Origin of the sequence: Xanthomonas sp. WHRI 6108, from assembly GCF_040202385.2 — a bacterium.
Classification (GTDB): domain Bacteria; phylum Pseudomonadota; class Gammaproteobacteria; order Xanthomonadales; family Xanthomonadaceae; genus Xanthomonas; species Xanthomonas arboricola.
On sequence record NZ_CP168198.1, the window covers coordinates 3078455 to 3094975 of the forward strand.

16 protein-coding genes and 1 other RNA gene are annotated in these 16521 nt (G+C 68.5%); 7 read left to right on the forward strand and 10 right to left on the reverse strand.

Annotation, left to right across the window (positions count from 1 at the left end):
• Window positions 1-73: 73 nt before the first annotated feature.
• From ABQ039_RS12945 to ABQ039_RS12960, 4 genes are all read right to left on the reverse strand, one after another.
• A complete protein-coding gene (locus ABQ039_RS12945) occupies window positions 74-1198 on the reverse strand; it encodes a sensor domain-containing diguanylate cyclase (protein ID WP_202397395.1) in 1125 nt (374 codons plus the stop codon).
• A 74-nt stretch (window positions 1199-1272) separates the two neighbouring features.
• A complete protein-coding gene (locus ABQ039_RS12950) occupies window positions 1273-1995 on the reverse strand; it encodes a pseudouridine synthase (protein ID WP_016903964.1) in 723 nt (240 codons plus the stop codon).
• 48 nt (window positions 1996-2043) lie between these two features.
• Window positions 2044-4449: an EAL domain-containing protein gene (locus ABQ039_RS12955; RefSeq protein ID WP_349778062.1), complete on the reverse strand. Its 2406-nt coding sequence runs from the start codon at window positions 4447-4449 to the stop codon at window positions 2044-2046.
• A 272-nt stretch (window positions 4450-4721) separates the two neighbouring features.
• Window positions 4722-6656 carry a DEAD/DEAH box helicase gene (locus tag ABQ039_RS12960; protein ID WP_046343498.1) on the reverse strand — a complete coding sequence of 645 codons (1935 nt, stop codon included), beginning with the start codon at window positions 6654-6656 and terminating at the stop codon, window positions 4722-4724.
• A 172-nt stretch (window positions 6657-6828) separates the two neighbouring features.
• Between ABQ039_RS12960 and ABQ039_RS12965 the strand changes: the two genes are divergently transcribed.
• The 4 genes from ABQ039_RS12965 to ABQ039_RS12980 all read left to right on the forward strand — a co-directional run bounded on the left by ABQ039_RS12965 (window position 6829) and on the right by ABQ039_RS12980 (window position 8716).
• Window positions 6829-7329 carry an RNA polymerase sigma factor gene (locus ABQ039_RS12965; protein ID WP_046343499.1) on the forward strand — a complete coding sequence of 167 codons (501 nt, stop codon included), beginning with the start codon at window positions 6829-6831 and terminating at the stop codon, window positions 7327-7329.
• 27 nt (window positions 7330-7356) lie between these two features.
• The gene (locus ABQ039_RS12970) at window positions 7357-8004 is read left to right on the forward strand and encodes a hypothetical protein (RefSeq protein WP_104543374.1); all 648 of its coding nucleotides are present in this window, start codon (window positions 7357-7359) and stop codon (window positions 8002-8004) included.
• A gap of 152 nt (window positions 8005-8156) precedes the next feature.
• The gene (locus ABQ039_RS12975; protein WP_024939760.1) at window positions 8157-8399 is read left to right on the forward strand and encodes an RNA-binding S4 domain-containing protein; all 243 of its coding nucleotides are present in this window, start codon (window positions 8157-8159) and stop codon (window positions 8397-8399) included.
• The gene (locus ABQ039_RS12980) at window positions 8396-8716 is read left to right on the forward strand and encodes a hypothetical protein (RefSeq protein ID WP_046343502.1); all 321 of its coding nucleotides are present in this window, start codon (window positions 8396-8398) and stop codon (window positions 8714-8716) included. The genes ABQ039_RS12975 and ABQ039_RS12980 overlap by 4 nt, the downstream gene beginning before the upstream one ends.
• 207 nt (window positions 8717-8923) lie before the next feature.
• Here ABQ039_RS12980 and ubiM read toward each other — a convergent pair whose 3' ends face one another.
• From ubiM to ABQ039_RS13010, 6 genes are all read right to left on the reverse strand, one after another.
• On the reverse strand, window positions 8924-10102 hold the full coding sequence (gene ubiM / locus ABQ039_RS12985) for a 5-demethoxyubiquinol-8 5-hydroxylase UbiM (RefSeq protein ID WP_349778061.1): 1179 nt from the start codon (window positions 10100-10102) through the stop codon (window positions 8924-8926).
• A gap of 31 nt (window positions 10103-10133) precedes the next feature.
• Window positions 10134-10209, reverse strand: a non-coding RNA gene (locus tag ABQ039_RS12990) — sX9 sRNA.
• Between the two features lie 202 nt (window positions 10210-10411).
• Window positions 10412-10813, reverse strand: coding sequence for an MAPEG family protein (locus tag ABQ039_RS12995; RefSeq protein ID WP_065049842.1), 402 nt, complete (start codon window positions 10811-10813; stop codon window positions 10412-10414).
• Between the two features lie 25 nt (window positions 10814-10838).
• Entirely contained in the window at window positions 10839-11348 is a 510-nt protein-coding gene (locus ABQ039_RS13000) for a DUF4019 domain-containing protein (RefSeq protein WP_349778060.1), read from the reverse strand.
• Between the two features lie 150 nt (window positions 11349-11498).
• A complete protein-coding gene (locus tag ABQ039_RS13005) occupies window positions 11499-11747 on the reverse strand; it encodes a hypothetical protein (RefSeq protein ID WP_054591543.1) in 249 nt (82 codons plus the stop codon).
• 64 nt (window positions 11748-11811) lie between these two features.
• Entirely contained in the window at window positions 11812-12981 is a 1170-nt protein-coding gene (locus ABQ039_RS13010; RefSeq protein WP_349778059.1) for a hypothetical protein, read from the reverse strand.
• Window positions 12982-13129: 148 nt separating this feature from the next.
• Here ABQ039_RS13010 and ABQ039_RS13015 point away from each other — a divergent pair, with 148 nt between their 5' ends.
• From ABQ039_RS13015 to ABQ039_RS13025, 3 genes are read left to right on the forward strand one after another with little or no spacing between them, the layout of a single operon-like run.
• Window positions 13130-14593, forward strand: coding sequence for an AlkA N-terminal domain-containing protein (locus tag ABQ039_RS13015; protein WP_127159171.1), 1464 nt, complete (start codon window positions 13130-13132; stop codon window positions 14591-14593).
• Window positions 14590-15132 carry a methylated-DNA--[protein]-cysteine S-methyltransferase gene (locus tag ABQ039_RS13020; protein ID WP_016904575.1) on the forward strand — a complete coding sequence of 181 codons (543 nt, stop codon included), beginning with the start codon at window positions 14590-14592 and terminating at the stop codon, window positions 15130-15132. Before ABQ039_RS13015 ends, ABQ039_RS13020 begins: the two co-directional genes overlap by 4 nt.
• 36 nt (window positions 15133-15168) lie before the next feature.
• Window positions 15169-16482, forward strand: a complete 1314-nt coding sequence (locus tag ABQ039_RS13025) for an ectonucleotide pyrophosphatase/phosphodiesterase (protein ID WP_349778058.1) — start codon at window positions 15169-15171, stop codon at window positions 16480-16482.
• The last annotated feature ends 39 nt before the right edge of the window (window positions 16483-16521 follow it).

Here is a 16521-nt window from a genome sequence, read left to right on the forward strand (position 1 = left end):
AACAAACGCCACCGTCGCAGCGGCCCAGGCCGCGACCGACCTTATCGATGACGCACCCGCGTGCGCACGCCACCTACCCCAACGCCACCACCTGGTCGCGCCCGCCACGCTTGGCCGCATACAGAGCCTGGTCGGCGCGCTTGATCACCGCGTCCACGCTTTCCTGCGGATGCAGCGTGGCCACGCCGATACTCACCGTCACCGGCAGCGCGATCGTCATCACCGCCACGCTCTGGCGCAGGTATTCGCACTGCACGCGCGCCTGCAGCAGATCCACGTTGGGCAGCAGCAGCACGAACTCCTCGCCGCCATAACGCGCAATGGTGCCGGCACCGGCCACATGCGCGCGCAGCAACGCCGACAGTTCGCGCAGCACCACATCGCCCTGGTCGTGCCCATGCACGTCGTTGACGGTCTTGAAGTGGTCCACGTCCAGCAACGCTACCGACAACGGCTGGCCTGCCGCACGCGTCTGTTCCATGGCCGCGGCCAAGGCCACTGAAAACGCGCGTCGATTGGGCAAGCCGGTCAGCGGATCGGTGCGGGTCTGCTCGACCAGATCGGCATTCAGCGCGTCCATCTGCGCGTAATAGCCGGCCAGCTGCTGCTCGTACCATTCGCGCTCGTGCAATTGCTGGCGCAGGCGCTTGCCGGCCAGGCGCAGTTCCAGCAGATGCGCGGCCTGCCGCGACAATGCCTGCAGGGCAGCACGCTGCTCTTCGCGCAGATGCGCCGGGGTCTGGTCGAAGACGCAGAGCGAGCCCAGCGCCATGCCCTCGCTGGTCACCAACGGCGCGCCGGCATAGAAGCGTACCGCCGCGCTGCCGGTCACCATCGGATTGTCGTGGAAGCGCGGGTCGAGCAAGGTGTCGTCGACCATCATCACTTCGTCCGGGCGCAGGATCGCATGCGCGCAGAACGAGATGTCGCGCGATGCCTCGCTGCGCGGCGCGCCATGCGCGGACTTGAACCATTGCCGCTGTTCGTCCACCAGCACCACCGCCGCCATCTGCGTCTCGCACAGCGTGGACGCAATCATGGTGAGGTCGTCGAAGGCACGCTCGGGCGGCGAATCCAGCACTTCGTACTGACGCAGCGCTGCAAGCCGCTCGGCTTCGTTGTCCGGCAATGTCGGTTTGATCACTCTGCCCGCTCCCCAGCTGGCTGTCGGCGGCGGAAGTATGACCGAGCCGGTCATGCACGGCCATCGGGTTGCGCCTGCGCAGCCGATGCACCGTGCTGTTGCGGTTCAGTCCAACGCGCGAAAAACGCTCACCAGTCGGTGCGTTGCGGCAGCAGGCCGCGCAACTCCGCATCGCTGAGGTTGCGCCACTGCCCGGGCTTGAGCGCGGCCAGCTTGATGTTGTCGATGCGCACCCTGCGCAGCTGGGTCACGCGGTAGCCGAATTCGGCGGACATCAGGCGGATCTGCCGGTTCAAGCCCTGCTCCAGCACGATGCGGAAGCCGAACTTGGCGATGCGCGCGGTGCGGCACGGCAACGTGGTCTCGTTGTGGATGCGCACGCCACGCGCCATGCCGCGCAGGAATTCGTCGGTGACCGGCTTGTTGACCGCCACCAGATATTCCTTCTGGTGGCGATTTTCCGCGCGCAGGATCTCGTTGACGATGTTGCCGTTGCTGGTCATCAGGATCAGACCTTCTGACTCCTTGTCGAGCCGGCCGACCGGGAAGATGCGCTGCTCGTGGCCGACGAATTCGACGATGTTGCCCTTGACCGAACTTTCGGTGGTGCAGGTGATGCCCACCGGCTTGTTGAGCGCGATGTAGACATGCTTGCGGCCACCGGGCTTGCTGGCGGCGCGCGTGCGCAGCGGCTGGCCGTCCACCAGCACGGTGTCGTCCTCGCCCACCACCGCACCGGTGCCGGCAGCCACGCCATTGACGGTGACCCGGCGTTCGCCGATCAGGCGATCGGCCTCACGGCGGGAGCAGAAGCCGGTTTCGGCAATGTATTTGTTGAGTCGGGTCGTCATCGGCCGATTATCGGCGATTTGGAGCGACGCGCGTGCACCAATCTGCGATCAGGACAGCGCCAGCAGCGGCTGCCCGGCATGCAGCAGCTCGTCCAGCGGGCATGGACGATGCAGGCTGAAACCCTGCACCTGGCCGACACCGGCCTCGCGCAGGCCGGGAATGTCCGCCTCCGACTCAACGCCCTCGGCCACCACTTCGATCCCCAGCGCAAGGCCCACCTGCGCGATCGAGTGCACTGCCGCGCGGTCCACCGCGTCGTGCGCGTAGTTGCGCACGAAGCCGCAATCGATCTTGAGGACATCCACGGTGAACTGCTTGAGATAGCCGAACGAGGCCAGGCCGTTGCCGAAATCGTCCAGCGCCACATGGCAGCCGCGCGCACGCACGCTCTGCACGAAGCGCTGCGCGTGCTCCAGATCGCCGATGACGGCGGTCTCGGTGATCTCCATGCACAGCTTGGGCACCAGGCTCGGGTAGCGCTCGAACAAGGACCACACGAAATCGAGAAAATCCGGCTGCGCGATCGACTGTGCGGACAGATTGACGTGGCACAGGTCCAGCGTGGTCACATGCATCGGACTGGCCGCCAGCTGCGCGCACAGCGTTTCCAGCACATGCACGTCGACCATGCGCCCCAGGCCGTAGCGCTCCACCGCAGGCAGGAATTCGCCCGGGCTCAGCACCCGCCCGTCGCGCGCGCGCATGCGCACCAGCACTTCGTACTGCAGGCGTTCCGGATCGCTCAACACCTGGATCTTCTGCGCATACAGCAGCAGCCGGTCTTCGGCGATCGCCTGCTGCACCGCGCTGATCCAGCCACCGTCGTGGCGCCGCCGCGCCAGCGCCAGATCGTTTTCGCCGAAGCAGCGAATGCGGTTGCGCCCTTCTTCCTTGGCCGCATGGCAGGCCAGATCCGCGGCGGTCATCAAGGCATTGACGTCGCTGGCGCCCTGGCGGATTTCCACCACGCCGAAGCTGCAGCTCGGCGTCAGCGGCCGTCCGCCCTGGTGGCTCCACGGCTGACCCAGCACCGCATGCATGCGCTCCAGCAAGGTCTGCGCCTGCGCCAGATCGGTATCGGCCAGCAGGATCGCAAACTCGTCGCCACCCAGCCGCCCCAGCCAGTCGCCGGGGCGCAACTGCATGGTGATCACATCGGCGAAGTGGCACAGGAACTTGTCGCCCACCGCATGCCCGAAGGTGTCGTTGACCAGCTTGAAGTGATCCAGGTCGACGAAGCACAGCGCATGGCAGAGCTGCGGCGATTGCGGCGGCTCGATCAGGCGCAGCAGCCGGCGTTCGATCTCGCGGCGGTTGATCAGGCCGGTCAAGGCATCGTGGCGCGCATGGAAGGCGACTTCATCGGCCAGTTCGTGCGCATGCGAGACGTCTTCGATCACTGCCAGCACCAGGGTCGGCTCCTCCGGGCCGGGCTCCACCAGCGACGCGCTCCAGCGCCCCCACATCACCCCGCCGTCGGCGCGCAGCAAGCGTCGCTCGCCCGACTGCAGCAGTGTCGGCCAGTCGATCAGGCCGCGGCTGTCCAGCGCGATATGGTCCGGATGCAGCACCTCGGCCAGCGTGCAGGCCTGCAGTTCCTCCGGCCGGTAGCGCAGGATGTTGGCCATCGCGGCATTGGCATCGAGCACGCGGCCGCGCAGGTCGAACTTGACCATGCCCAGCGCCGCCTGCTGAAACGCGGTGCGGAAGCGGCCTTCGTGCGAGAGCAGATAATTGCGGATGCGGCGCATCGCCAGCACGCAGGTGATCAGCACCAGCAACAGGGTCGCCAGGCTGCAGACCACCATCACATCGTGCAGCAACCGCGCGCAGCGGACCAGCAGCGCCTGGAACTGCGCGGTATCGCCGCGCATGCGGCCGTCGAGCAGGTGCAGCTCGTCGCGCAAGGCCTGCAGCGCGCGCGGATCCGGGCGGCTGGCGGCCTGCACGGAGGCGGCCCGGTCGGCCAGGCTGCTCAGTTGCAGCAGGTCGGCGTCGGTGTGCTTCCACATCGCGATGGCGTCGCCCAGATACGGAAAGACATGGCCATAGCGGTATAACCGCACCATTTGCGGCATGTCCTCACGGGCATTGCGGCCGGCGGCCAGCCCGGCATGGACCGCAGCCCAGTCGATCAACGGCTGCTCGACTGCCTCGCGTGCGGCGCGGTCGCCGAGCGGCACTTCCAGCGCGCGGCAGGCGGCCTGCAGGTCGGCCGGATCGCCGCTGCCCAGATAGCGCTCCAGCCAGTACACCGACTCCTGCTGGGCATTGGACCAGTGGCTCTGGCCGACGATCCAGGCCATTGCCCCGGACTGGATCTCGATCACCAGTGCCGAGAGCACCGCCATGCCGACGGCCATGCCGATCAACAAGGCCAAGGGAAGCGTCAGCCAGCCGCGCATCAGGTGCATGGTCCGCCCACCGCTCGTGCCGCCCGCCATCTGCGCCATTGTCATCCTCGCCCCCCCTGCTGCTGCCCATGCGATTCAGGCGCCCAGTGGGCGCCTGAAGGCAGTAGCGGCCGCAACGGCGCAGTCTGTATGGCTGCGCCAGCCTGGCCACGGTCGAGGCAGAACTTAGCCCGGCTAACAGGATGCCGCCGGCAATCTTCGCGGTATCGGCGCATGACGCCTGCACACCGCTATGCATCAACCAACATAGCGACTGCAGCGACCGGCCGGGTGGGCCGGGCAGCCGCACGCCGCCGCGTTGTCAGCGGTGCTTACTCGCCGCGGGGCTTGGGCGGGCCCTTGCGATGTGGCGCGCCGGCGCGGTCCATCGGACGGTTCGGGCCATTCGGGCGACCGGACGGCTTGCCGCCGCGCGGGAAGCGCGGCTTGGACGGCGACGCGGCCGCTTCGCCTTCTTCCAGCTTGCGCATGTTGAGCTGCTGGCCGGACACCCAGACCTTCTTCAGGTGCGTCAGCAGTTCGCGCGGCATGTCGGCCGGCAGGTCCAGGATCGAATAATCGTCCTGGATGTCGATACGGCCGATATAGCGGCTTTCCAGGCCGGCTTCGTTGGCGATCGCGCCGACGATGTTGGCCGGCTTCACGCCGTGGGTGTGGCCCACTTCGATGCGGTAGCTCTCCATGCCGAACTCCGGCTCGCCACGCGGGGCGACCGGATCGCGACGCGGACGCTCGGCGCCCGCGCCATCGCTGGCGAACGCCGGACGTTCCGCACGCGGCGGGCGTGCCGCACGCTCGCCATCGGCACGCGGGCCACGCTCGAACTTCGGCTCGAAGCGCGGACGCTCGCCGCGATCGTTGCGGTCGCCGCGATCGTTGCGCTCGCGCGGTGCAAATTCCTCGCGTGCACCGCGCACCGGCGGGGTCAGCAGGAACGGCGCATCGCCCTGCAGCAACTTGGCCAATGCCGCAGCGATATCGATCGCCGGTACGTTGTTCTCGCTCTCGTAGCGCTGCAGCAGATCGCGATACATCTCGATCTGGCCGCCGGCCAGGGTCTCGGTGATGCGGGTCATAAAACGTGCCACGCGGGTGTCGTTGACCGCATCCACGCTCGGCAGCTGCATTTCTTCGATCGGCTGGCGGGTGGCGCGTTCGATCGCGCGCAGCATGCCCTTCTCGCGCGGGGTGACGAACAGGATCGCATCGCCATTGCGGCCGGCACGGCCGGTACGGCCGATGCGGTGCACGTAGCTTTCGGTGTCGTACGGGATGTCGTAGTTCAGCACATGGCTGACGCGCTCCACGTCCAGGCCGCGCGCGGCCACGTCGGTAGCGACCAGGATGTCGAGCTTGCCGTCCTTGAGCTGGGCAATGGTCTTCTCGCGGGCGGCCTGCTGCATGTCGCCGTTGATGGCCGCCGCGGCCATGCCGCGTGCCTGCAGCTTCTGCGCCAGCTCTTCGGTGGCAGCCTTGGTGCGCGCGAAGATGATCATGCCGTCGAACGGCTCGACCTCCAGGATGCGGGTCAGCGCGTCCAGCTTGTGCAGGCCGCTCACCCACCAGTAGCGCTGGCGGATATTGGCCGAGGTGGTGGTCTTGGCCGCGATGGTGACTTCGGCCGGGTCCTTCAGATAGGTCTGCGCGATGCGGCGGATCGCCGGCGGCATGGTCGCCGAGAACAGCGCCACCTGGCGCTTCTCCGGCAACTTCTTCAGCACCGCTTCGACGTCGTCGATGAAGCCCATGCGCAGCATTTCGTCGGCTTCGTCCAGCACCAGCGTCTTGAGCTGGGACAGGTCCAGCGTGCCGCGGTCCAGGTGATCGATCACGCGGCCGGGGGTACCGACCACCACATGCACGCCGCGCTTGAGCGCGCTCAACTGCTGCGCGTAGGGCTGGCCGCCGTAGACCGGCAGCACGCGGAAGCCGGGAATGGCTTCGGCATATTTCTGGAACGCCTCGGCGACCTGAATGGCCAGCTCGCGGGTTGGGGCCAGCACCAGCGCCTGCGGCTTGAGCTGGTTGAGATCGGCATTGGACAGCACCGGCAGCGCGAACGCGGCGGTCTTGCCGGTGCCGGTCTGCGCCTGGCCGAGCACGTCGCGGCCGGCCAGCAGCGCGGGGATGGTGGCAGCCTGGATCGGCGACGGCGACTCGTAGCCGACGGCGGCAACCGCCTTCATCACAGCGTCTGAGAGGCCGAGGTCTGCAAACAGCAGCGGCGCGGGAGATTCTTGGGTCATTGGGTAACTCCGGAGGCGCCGCACGGAGCCGGCAGGCGCAAAGCAGCATAGTGTGCGCCCTCAGCCCCCCTGCTGTCGAAATTTCCGTGACAGTCCGTTCAGCTTGTGAGGATTCGCCCGCTGCGGCGAATCATCTCCTCGACCCTTGTCATCCACCCACCCGGCCGGAGCCATGTCCCTGGAAACAGACCTGCACACCCGCTTCAATGCCTTACTGCAGCAGCACCGCGGCATCGTCCTGAAGGTCGCGACCAGCTATTGCTGGAACCCGGACGACCGCGCCGAGCTGGCGCAAGACATCACCGTGCAGTTATGGCGCGCATTCCCCGGCTACGACGCCGGCCGGCGCTTTTCCACCTGGATGTACCGCATTGCCTTGAACGTGGCGATCAGCGATCTGCGCGGCCGCAGCCGCGCGCCGCAGGACCCGCTCCCGCTGGAGGCGGTGGCCGACAGCATCGCCGACCCGCTGGCGCGCGACCCGGCACACGCGCAGCAGGTCGCCGCACTCCATGGCTTCATCGCCCACCTGCCGCCGCTGGAACGCGCCTTGATGCTGCTGTACCTGGACGCGCACAGCTACCGCGAGATCGGCGAGGTGCTCGGCATCAGCGAAACCAACGTCGCCACGAAACTCAGCCGCCTCAAGGCGCGCATCCGCGCCGAACTCTGACCACCCACTTCGCCCAAGGAACATTCGATGGAACTTGACGACATGCAACGTGCCTGGCACGCGATGGAACACCGTCTGGATCAGCACGGCACGCAGATCGGCCACATCGTCGGCCAGGTGCGTGGCCATGCGGCGCGCACCAGCCTGCGCCCGCTATGGCTGAGCCAATCCGCGCAACTGCTGTGCGCCGTGGCGCTGCACATCGTGATCGCGCGCAGTTGGCTTGCCCACACCGATCAGGCTGCGGCCATCATCGGCGGCGTGCTGCTGCAGCTGTGGAGCATTGCACTGGCGATCTCCGCACTACGGCAGCTGCAGCTGCTGGCGCAGCTGGACTTTGCCGGACCGCTGCTGCCGACGCAGCGCGCGCTCGCGCAGCTGCGGCGCTGGCGCACGCGGGTGGCCCCGTGGCTGGGCGTGGCGTTCTGGGTGCTGTGGGTGGCCGTGGCCGACGCCGGCTGGCGCGGGCTGACCGGCCTGACCCTGCCGCACGACTGGCTGCTGCTCAATCTGTTGGTGGGCGTGCTCGGCGGCATCGGCACCTGGCTCGGCTATCGACGGCTGCAGCGCAAACGCCATCCATGGCTGGAGCGCATCGACAACGCGCATGCCGGGCCCGGCGTCGTGCGCGCCGAAAGCATGCTGGACGAGATTGCACGTTTTCGACGCGAATAAGCGTGCCGCCCCGCACCGCGCCTCCGGCGTCGTGTCCGCCGCTGGCGCGCCTGCGTCGCGCACGACTCCACCTGCCGGGGCTGCGTTCGGCACAGTGGTGTTGCCGGCTGCGACAGGCGGATAATCGCCGTCTTCCTGTCACCGAGCGCACCATGCAATTTCTGGAATTCGACCTGGACGGCGAGTACATCGAACTCAACCAGTTGCTCAAGCTGGCGGGTATTGCCGACAGCGGTGGGCAGGGCAAGGCGATCGTCGCCAGCGGCGCGGTCAGCGTCGATGGCGTGCAGGAATTGCGCAAGACCGCCAAGATCCGCCCCGGCCAGTGCGTGCAACTGGACGATGTGGAGATCCGCGTGCTGGCGCTGGACCCCGATGCGGAGCCGGCAGAATGAGCGTGGTGCAGGTCAGCTGGCGCAACAACGCGCCCTCGGCTGAAGACCCGGACCACGATGTCTATATTTTCTCGATCGACGTCGATTCACCCACGCCGTTCTGGTTCGAGCAGTCGATCCGTGGCGGTCACGCCGAGCGTGGCGGTTGCAGCATGCTGGCCTTGCACGAGCTGGAAGCCTGGCCCGGCGGCTGGCGCGCAGACGTGACCAAGGCCGGCTGCGCCTGGGTCATTCCACTGTTGGAAGACGCCTTGCGCAGCGGCGATGCGCGCAGCGCGATCGATGCGATTCTTGCGCGGGTCAACACGCCGGCCTGATGGCTGCGTGCCCGATGCGGCGCGTGTGACGAAAGCCGACCTCATGCAAATCCGGTCTGATCGAGCCCGATTGCCGCAAAAGCACCTGCGAGCGAGCCGCTGACCGCATTGCGTGCCCGCATGTCGAACACCGTTACCAGCCACTGCGCGTGAGGACCACAGCGCAGCGCTGCACGCACTGTGCCTCCCTGCTCCCACTTCGATACGTCAGACGCTGCGCTGGGTCAGATGCGCCGCAATCGCCTGCTTGAACGGCGCCACCGCATGCGCCGCACGCAAGGCACCACGTCGCAGCAGGCGGGCCGGCGCACGGTCGTCGGTATACAGCGCGGCCAATGCGTTGGTCGCTTCATACAGCGGCCGCGTCGCCAGCCGGTGCGCCCGCTCGTAGCCCTGGAGCAGGGCCGCAGCCCCGATGTCGCGCCCAGCGGCGGCAGCGGCGCGCACACGCTCGGCCAGGCGCGCCTGGCTCTGCAATCCGAAATTAAAGCCGTGCGCGGTGACCGGGTGCATGCCCACCGCCGCATCACCGATCAACGCGGCACGCTCGGCGATCAAGCGTTGCGCATAGGCCGCCACCAGCGGATAGGCATGCCGGCTGCCGTCCTGCTGCATCGGCCCGAGCCGATGCTCGAACGCCTCGGTCACCGCCGCACTGAAGTCCACCGCCTCCATCGCCAGCAAGGCCTCCACCTGTCGCGGCGGCAGGGTCAGCACCGCACCGGCCCGATTGCCCTGCAGCGGCAACAACGCCAGCGTCTTGCCGTAGCCAAACCACTCCCAGGCGGCATGCCCGTGCGGCAGCGCATGCCGCATCCGGCACACCAGCATGGTCTTGCCGAAATCACGCAGCTGCGCACCGATGCCGAGCAGGCGCCGGGTGCTGGAAAAGCGACTGTCGGCCGCCACCAGCAGGCGCGCTGACACCGTTTCCCCATCGGATAACTGCAGCACCACGCGGTCGCGCTGCTGCTGCACGGCCTGCAGCGTGCAAGAGCAGCGCATCTCCAACGCAGCTTGTGCCTGCACCGCCTGCCAGGCCGCGCGACGGATCAGATGATTGGGAACCAGCCAGCCCAGATCGCCGGCACCACGCGCGGAGGCGGCGAAGGTCAGCGCGAAGTGCGAATGTCCGTCCATGACGCGGGCGTCGCGCAGCGGCGAGATCGCATCGGCGGGAAATTGCGGCCAGATGCCCAGTTGCTCCAGCAACGCACGCGAGGCATGGGTCAGCGCGATTTCGCGTGCGTCGAAGGCCGGCTCGGCCAGTTGCGCGCGCGGCTGCTGGTCGACCACCAGCACCGACAGGCCACTGCCGGCCAACGACCGCGCAAAACTCAGGCCGACCGGCCCGGCACCAATGACTGCGATATCCACCGATTGCATGCCGCGCTCCTTCACCACCGAGACCCAGAGGAGCTAACAAGACCTCGCGTGCAGTGGTCCGCTGGATGCGGTCGGCGCAGAGCAACCGGCATGTCCGCGTGGCACCTGCCGCACCGGGCTCGCCCGCCTGGCCGTGAGCGCAGCCGTCTTGGTAGCGGCTTTCAGTTTAACGGCAGTGGTGCTGGCCGGCGTTGATCAGGATCAAGCAGTGACCGGAACAGGCGACCTACCGCAGTCGCAGGCGCGCGATCTTTCGCTGCGTTTTCTCAGCCACTCACCACAGGCTGCGCACACGCAGCCTGGCCTGCGTCACCAGCCCAGCAACGCCCGCACCAGCTTGACGATGCCCCAGAACGACACCACCCAGATTGCGCTGCGCAGATAGGGAATGCCTGCCGCATACGCAGGCACGTAAGCCACGCGCGCCCACAGGTACAGCTGCACACCCAGTGCGGTGTCCGCGTTGGTACGGCCGGCAACGCTCACCGCCAGTACCGCAGCAGCGAAGATCGGGAAGGTCTCCTGATAATTGCGGAAGGCGCGATCCAGCCGCGCCGCAACGCCGGTCAAGGGCTTGGGGTCGCCATCGCGGGCGCTGGCATTCCACTTGGTCCCACGCTGGGCGGTCATGCTGGCCGAGGCGGCCAGCAGTTGCACCAGACCGAGCACCATGGCCCAGCCCAGCATCTGCAGTTCGATGGTCAATTCCACGCGGGTCTCCCGATGAGCTGCAAGATCACTTGATCGACGCGCGCAGGCTGTAACCGGCGAGCCGCCAGGTCTTGTCCTCGTCCAGGCGGAACGACACCAGCTCGCGCACCGGCTGCTGGGCCTTGGCAAACCGGGTCGGGAAGCTGACGTTGACGTACAGGCCTTCGGGCACCTGCGCGCCGGCAGCGTATTTGACCCGCGTCACCGAGCCCTGCCCGCGTCCGACCACCGGCCCCAGGCGCGCACGCTCGGCACCGATCTGGCTCACGAAGACATCGCGCTTGACCGCGGTCTTGGCGACGCTGGAGGCGCCATCCCATAGCGAGGCCACCTGGTTGGCATCCACCATCTGCGCCACCCGCAATGCCGCCTGGGTCATCTCGGTGTTCTGTTTGGTCAGCTGCGCCTGCTGCGCCGGGCTGGCCGTGGGCGCCGCCTGGGGAGCGGCGGCCGGACGTGCAGCCGTCTGCGGCTGTTGTGCCAGGACCAGCGAGGGAGCCAACAGCAGTGCGGCAAGCAGACGAGGACGGAACATGGGGCAGATGACCTTGTGCCTAGCAAACGGATGGGAACCGCCGCGGGGTTCGCGGCGAGTGCGGCAGTTTAAGACCTGCGCTGCATGGTGAGGTGAGTGTGCAAGCGACGCGCGAGCCGGGTGCCGGGAACGCACGCCTTGACTCAAAAATCAGATGTCGCCGCCCGGCGGAACCGCCGCGACGCCGCGTGGCCGCCACAGTCGCCAACTGACCCACAGTGCGCGCGCGATGGCCGCGATCAGGGCCGCCAGGCTCAGCCACACCGCCAGCGTCGCCGGCCACTGCACATGGCTGGCCGCAGCGATCACCTGCAGCAGTTCGGCCACGCCAAACCCGGCCAGCACCAACAGCGCCGATGGCAGATATGCCAGCGCAACGCCTTTCGTCTTTCCAAGCATGTCGCCCCCCGGCTCCGTGGTATGCCGCGACCATAGGCAGCCGGCAGTGCGGTGGGTGTGAAGCTCAGCCCTCGCCCTGGGCGGGGTCCGGCGCGGGTTCGGCAGCCGACTCTGCGGCAGGTGCCGCAGTTGGCGCTCCTGCCTCTGCGTCGGCCGACGGCGCGGCCTGCGCTGCGGCGGTGGCCGGCAGCGCGGCGGCATCGGTTTCGGCCAGCGGGCTTTCTTCCGGGCAGGCCGCATCCGGGAAGCCGAAGCGCTGCTTCAAGGCCAGGCCGCAGGCGTTGACCGCCTCCAGATCGGCCCCCTCGCCCTTGCACTTCTGGTCGAAGGCAACCAGAAACGCGTCCTTGCGGCGCACGAAGGCGTCGCCGCACTTGCGCATCTGGCGGATGCGCTCCAGGTCGTCCTGCACCGCGTTGGTGCCATCCAGCCCGTACTCGCGCAGCTCGTCCATCGTCAGCAGGCGCAGGCTGCGGTTGGGCACGGTCATCATCAGGTCGGCCACCGCCACCGCCACGCCGTTGCGCTCCAGATAATCCTTGACGTTGCCGTAGACCTCGCGCAACTCGCGATTGAGTTCCGCGCGCGAGGTGGCCTTGGAACTGATCCGCATCATGCGGTGGATACCGACCTTGCCGGCCACCAGCCGGTTGTCGCCGGCGGCCAGCACGAACACGCAGGCGCTGTGGCAGATCGAGCCTTCGCGCACCCAGATGGTCCAGTTGGATTCGCCGATGACATCGCCGGCGCGAATCGCCGCTTCCACCTGCCCGCCACTGGAATCCAGGTCCAGGATGCGATGCGGCAGCCGCAGTTGCTCGGCCACCGCAGCCAGCCGCCACACCAACGCAGCGAAGCCGGCGTTGATCTTGCCGGCGTAGCGCACCCGCAGCAGGCCGGTGTCGCGACACGGCGCCAGCGCCGCCTCCACGCTGGCGCGGTCCAGCGCAGGCAGCAGCGTGCCGTCGCCGGCTTCGCTGCTGTAATCGGTGGCGCAACTGATCCAGGCCTTGCCCGCGTCCAGCTCCGCCTGCGGCCAGCCGGCTTCGCCGGCCTGTGCACGCGGCCGCGGCGGCGCCACCGGCTCGGGCGTATCCACCGACACCATATGGTCGCCATCGCCCTGCCCCGCGCCGCTTTGCTGCGTCGCGGCGGCATCGGCCGAGGTACTGGTGCGGTCGCAGGCCGCCAGCGCCAGCACGTATGAAAGGGACAGGCAGAGCAGTTTCAGCATGATGTCAGGCAACGGACCGCGACGGAGATCACTCTCAGTCTATGGCTGAATGGGCGAAGCGTTTGACCCTGCCATGAACGCAGCGGCCTGGTGCAACCCTGTCCGAAAACGGCCAGCCCGGGCCGGGGCGAGCGCATAGACTGGCGCCATGCAGACCGCCACGCCCGACCGACTCCAATGCGACCGCGCCCGCCTGGCGCGCGATGCACGCTTCGACGGGCTGTTCTTTACCGCAGTGCGCAGCACCGGCATCTACTGCCGCCCGGTCTGTCCGGCGCCGCCGCCCAAGCCGGGCAACATCAGCTATTACCCCAGCGCGGCGGCAGCCAGTGCCGCCGGCTACCGGCCCTGCCTGCGCTGCCGCCCCGAGCTGTCGCCGCAGGCGCAGCAGCATCTGGGCGAAGAGAGCGTGCAACGCGCACTGGCGATGATTGCCGACGGTGCCCTGCAGGAGCAGCCTGTGCAGACCCTGGCCGACGCAGTGGGCCTGAGCGCACGCCAGCTGCAGCGGCAGTTCGTGCAGCAGCTCGGTGCCACCCCGATCCAGGTGCACGGCACGCGCCGGCTGCTGCTGGCCAAGCAACTGCTGACCGAGACCGCATTGCCGGTCACCGAGGTCGCGCTGGCGGCCGGCTTCAACAGCCTGCGTCGCTTCAATGCCGCGTTCCTGGAAGGCTGCGGGATGCCGCCATCGGCGCTGCGCAAGCAGCGTGCCGAGGTCCCGGGTGGCGAGTTGACCCTGCGCCTGGGCTACCGCCCGCCGCTGGATCTGCCGGCGATGCTGGCATTCCTGCAACGCCGCGCGATTCCCGGCATCGAGCAGGTCGACGCCAGCGGCTACCGGCGCGTGATCGGCACGCCGGGCAACGCAACGCTGATCGAGGTCAGCGCGGCGCCGCAGCGTGCGGAGTTGCTACTGCGCATCGGCGCCACCGACCCGCGCCAGATTCCGCAGATCGTGCGGCGGGTACGCCGCCTGTTCGATCTGGATGCAGACCTGCAGGCGGTGCACGCCACGCTGGCGACCGAGCCGCTGCTGGCCGAGGCGATCGCGCGCCGTCCCGGGCTGCGCGTGCCGGGTGGCTGGGACGGCTTCGAGGTGGCCGTGCGCGCCGTGCTGGGCCAGCAGATCAGCGTGGCCGGCGCGGCAACGCTGGCGGCGCGGCTGGTCGACCGGCATGGCGGCCATCATCTGGAGATGCCGCCCGGCCTGGACCGCATCTTTCCGACCCCGGCACAGCTGGCCGAGGCGCCGCTGGAACAACTCGGCCTGCCGCGGGCGCGCGCGGCCACGCTGCGGGCGCTGGCCTCGGCCTGCGCGCAAGGGCGGCTGCATTTCGGTGCCGGCCAGCGCCTGTCCGAGTTCGTCGCCGCCTGCACCGCGTTGCCCGGTATCGGGCCGTGGACCGCGCACTACGTCGCCATGCGTGCGCTGTCGCATCCGGACGCGTTTCCGGCCGGCGACCTGATCCTGCAGCAGGTGCTCGGCACGCCCGAGCGCCTGAGCGAGCGCGCCACCGAAGCGCGCTCGCAGGCCTGGCGGCCGTGGCGCGCCTACGCCGTATTGCACCTGTGGCATCTCGCTGTCGATCGCAAGGACACCCGCTCATGAGCACGTTGTATTACGACACCTTTCCCTCGCCGATCGGCGCGCTCAGCGTGGCCGCCGATGCTGCCGGCGTGCACCACATCCTGTTCGCGCAGAACCGCTACGACGCGGTCGGCCGCGCGCGTTGGCAGCACGACCCCGATGCGCCGCTGGTGCGCGAGGCGCGCGAGCAATTGCTCGACTATCTGTATGGCGGGCGGCGCAGCTTCGATTTGCCATTGGCCCCGACCGGCACGCCGTTCCAGCTGCAGGTCTGGCATACGCTGGCGCAGATTCCGTTCGGGCAGACCTGGAGCTATGCGCAGCTCGCGCATGCGGTGGGACGCCCCGCCGCCAGCCGCGCGGTCGGCGCTGCCAATGGGCGCAATCCATTGCCGATCGTGCTGCCCTGCCACCGCGTGATCGGCGCCAATGGTGCGCTGACCGGCTTCGGCGGCGGCCTGCCGACCAAGCAGGCCTTGTTGCAGCTGGAAGGCTGGTCGCCGCGCCAGGGCGCAGCGGCCGACGATCTGTTCGCCGCATCCGCCGCCGGCACGCGCTGACTTCGCGACGTCATTGCCAGGCCGTAAACTGGCGCGATGATCGATCGACGTTTTGCGTTTGCCGCGCTCGCACTGCTCGCGGCCTGCAGTTCTCACGCCCCTTCGCGCAGTACGCCAACGCCCGCCCCGGCGGCGCCCGCGTCGGCCGGCGCACCGCACAGCGATGTACCGCACAGCGTGCTGCTGATCTCCATCGACGGGCTGCGCGCGGACATGCTCGATCGCGGCATCACACCGACTCTGTCGCAGCTCGCGCACGACGGCGTACGTGCGCGCTGGATGACGCCGTCGTACCCGTCGCTGACCTTTCCCAATCACTACACGCTGGTCACCGGCCTGCGCCCGGATCACCACGGCATCGTGCACAACAGCATGCGCGATGCGACGCTGGGCGGCTTCTGGCTGAGCAAGCAGGATGCCGTCGGCGATGCGCGCTGGTGGGGTGGCGAGCCGCTGTGGGTGGGTGCGGAAACCCATGGCCTGCATGCCGCAACCTGGTCGTGGCCAGGCAGCGAGGCGGCGATCGGCGGCGTGCGCCCCACGCGTTGGCGCCATTACGAAGAAGGCACCAGCCTGGACGCGCGCGTGGACGAAGTGCGGGGCTGGCTGGCCGCCTCCGGCGCCGACCGCAACCGCCTGGTCACGCTGTATTTCGAACACGTGGACGAAGCCGGCCACGACCACGGCCCGGAGTCGCGCGAATACGCCGACAACGTGCGTGCGGTGGATGGCGCGATCGGCCGGCTGCTGGCCGGCATGCAGCGCGACGGCACGCGCGAGCGCACCAATATCGTCGTGGTCTCCGACCACGGCATGGCCGAGGTGGCGCCCGGGCATGCGATCAGCGTGGAAGACATGGCGCGCCCGGACATCGCCACTGCCGTGACCGACGGGCAGGTGATCGGCTTTGCGCCATTGCCGGGACAGCAGGCCCGCGCCGAAGCCGGCCTGCTCGGTGCGCATGCGCAGTACGACTGCTGGCGTAAGACGGAGCTGCCGGCACGCTGGCACTACGGCACGCATCCGCGCATTCCGCCGATCGTGTGCCAGATGCACGAAGGCTGGGATGCACTGTTCCCGGACAAGCTGGCCAAGCGCCCGCGCGATCAGATGCGCGGCTCGCACGGTTTCGATCCGGCGCTGCCGTCGATGCGCGCGGTGTTCCTGGCGCAGGGCCCGGATCTGGCGCAGGGCAAGAGCTTGCCGGGCTTCGACAACGTCGATGTGTATGCGCTGATGACCCGGCTGCTGGGCATTCCCGCCGCGCCCAATGATGGAAATCCCGCCACGCTGCTGCCGGCCCTGCGCGTGCCGCCGGCCGCCGGCCGCCGGCCGCCGGCCGCTGAGTGACGCGTCGCGGCCGCGCGGCGCGGATGCGACAATGGCGCC

What these genes read in the sequence shown, in the direction of transcription:
- ABQ039_RS12945 (WP_202397395.1), bottom strand. Translation starts at nt 1,198, where the DNA reads ATGACCGGCTCGGTCATACTTCCGCCGCCGACAGCCAGCTGGGGAGCG.
- ABQ039_RS12950 (WP_016903964.1), bottom strand. Translation starts at nt 1,995, where the DNA reads ATGACGACCCGACTCAACAAATACATTGCCGAAACCGGCTTCTGCTCC.
- ABQ039_RS12955 (WP_349778062.1), bottom strand. Translation starts at nt 4,449, where the DNA reads ATGGCGCAGATGGCGGGCGGCACGAGCGGTGGGCGGACCATGCACCTG.
- ABQ039_RS12960 (WP_046343498.1), bottom strand. Translation starts at nt 6,656, where the DNA reads ATGACCCAAGAATCTCCCGCGCCGCTGCTGTTTGCAGACCTCGGCCTC.
- ABQ039_RS12965 (WP_046343499.1), top strand. Translation starts at nt 6,829, where the DNA reads ATGTCCCTGGAAACAGACCTGCACACCCGCTTCAATGCCTTACTGCAG.
- ABQ039_RS12970 (WP_104543374.1), top strand. Translation starts at nt 7,357, where the DNA reads ATGGAACTTGACGACATGCAACGTGCCTGGCACGCGATGGAACACCGT.
- ABQ039_RS12975 (WP_024939760.1), top strand. Translation starts at nt 8,157, where the DNA reads ATGCAATTTCTGGAATTCGACCTGGACGGCGAGTACATCGAACTCAAC.
- ABQ039_RS12980 (WP_046343502.1), top strand. Translation starts at nt 8,396, where the DNA reads ATGAGCGTGGTGCAGGTCAGCTGGCGCAACAACGCGCCCTCGGCTGAA.
- ubiM (WP_349778061.1), bottom strand. Translation starts at nt 10,102, where the DNA reads ATGCAATCGGTGGATATCGCAGTCATTGGTGCCGGGCCGGTCGGCCTG.
- ABQ039_RS13000 (WP_349778060.1), bottom strand. Translation starts at nt 11,348, where the DNA reads ATGTTCCGTCCTCGTCTGCTTGCCGCACTGCTGTTGGCTCCCTCGCTG.
- ABQ039_RS13005 (WP_054591543.1), bottom strand. Translation starts at nt 11,747, where the DNA reads ATGCTTGGAAAGACGAAAGGCGTTGCGCTGGCATATCTGCCATCGGCG.
- ABQ039_RS13010 (WP_349778059.1), bottom strand. Translation starts at nt 12,981, where the DNA reads ATGCTGAAACTGCTCTGCCTGTCCCTTTCATACGTGCTGGCGCTGGCG.
- ABQ039_RS13015 (WP_127159171.1), top strand. Translation starts at nt 13,130, where the DNA reads ATGCAGACCGCCACGCCCGACCGACTCCAATGCGACCGCGCCCGCCTG.
- ABQ039_RS13020 (WP_016904575.1), top strand. Translation starts at nt 14,590, where the DNA reads ATGAGCACGTTGTATTACGACACCTTTCCCTCGCCGATCGGCGCGCTC.
- ABQ039_RS13025 (WP_349778058.1), top strand. Translation starts at nt 15,169, where the DNA reads ATGATCGATCGACGTTTTGCGTTTGCCGCGCTCGCACTGCTCGCGGCC.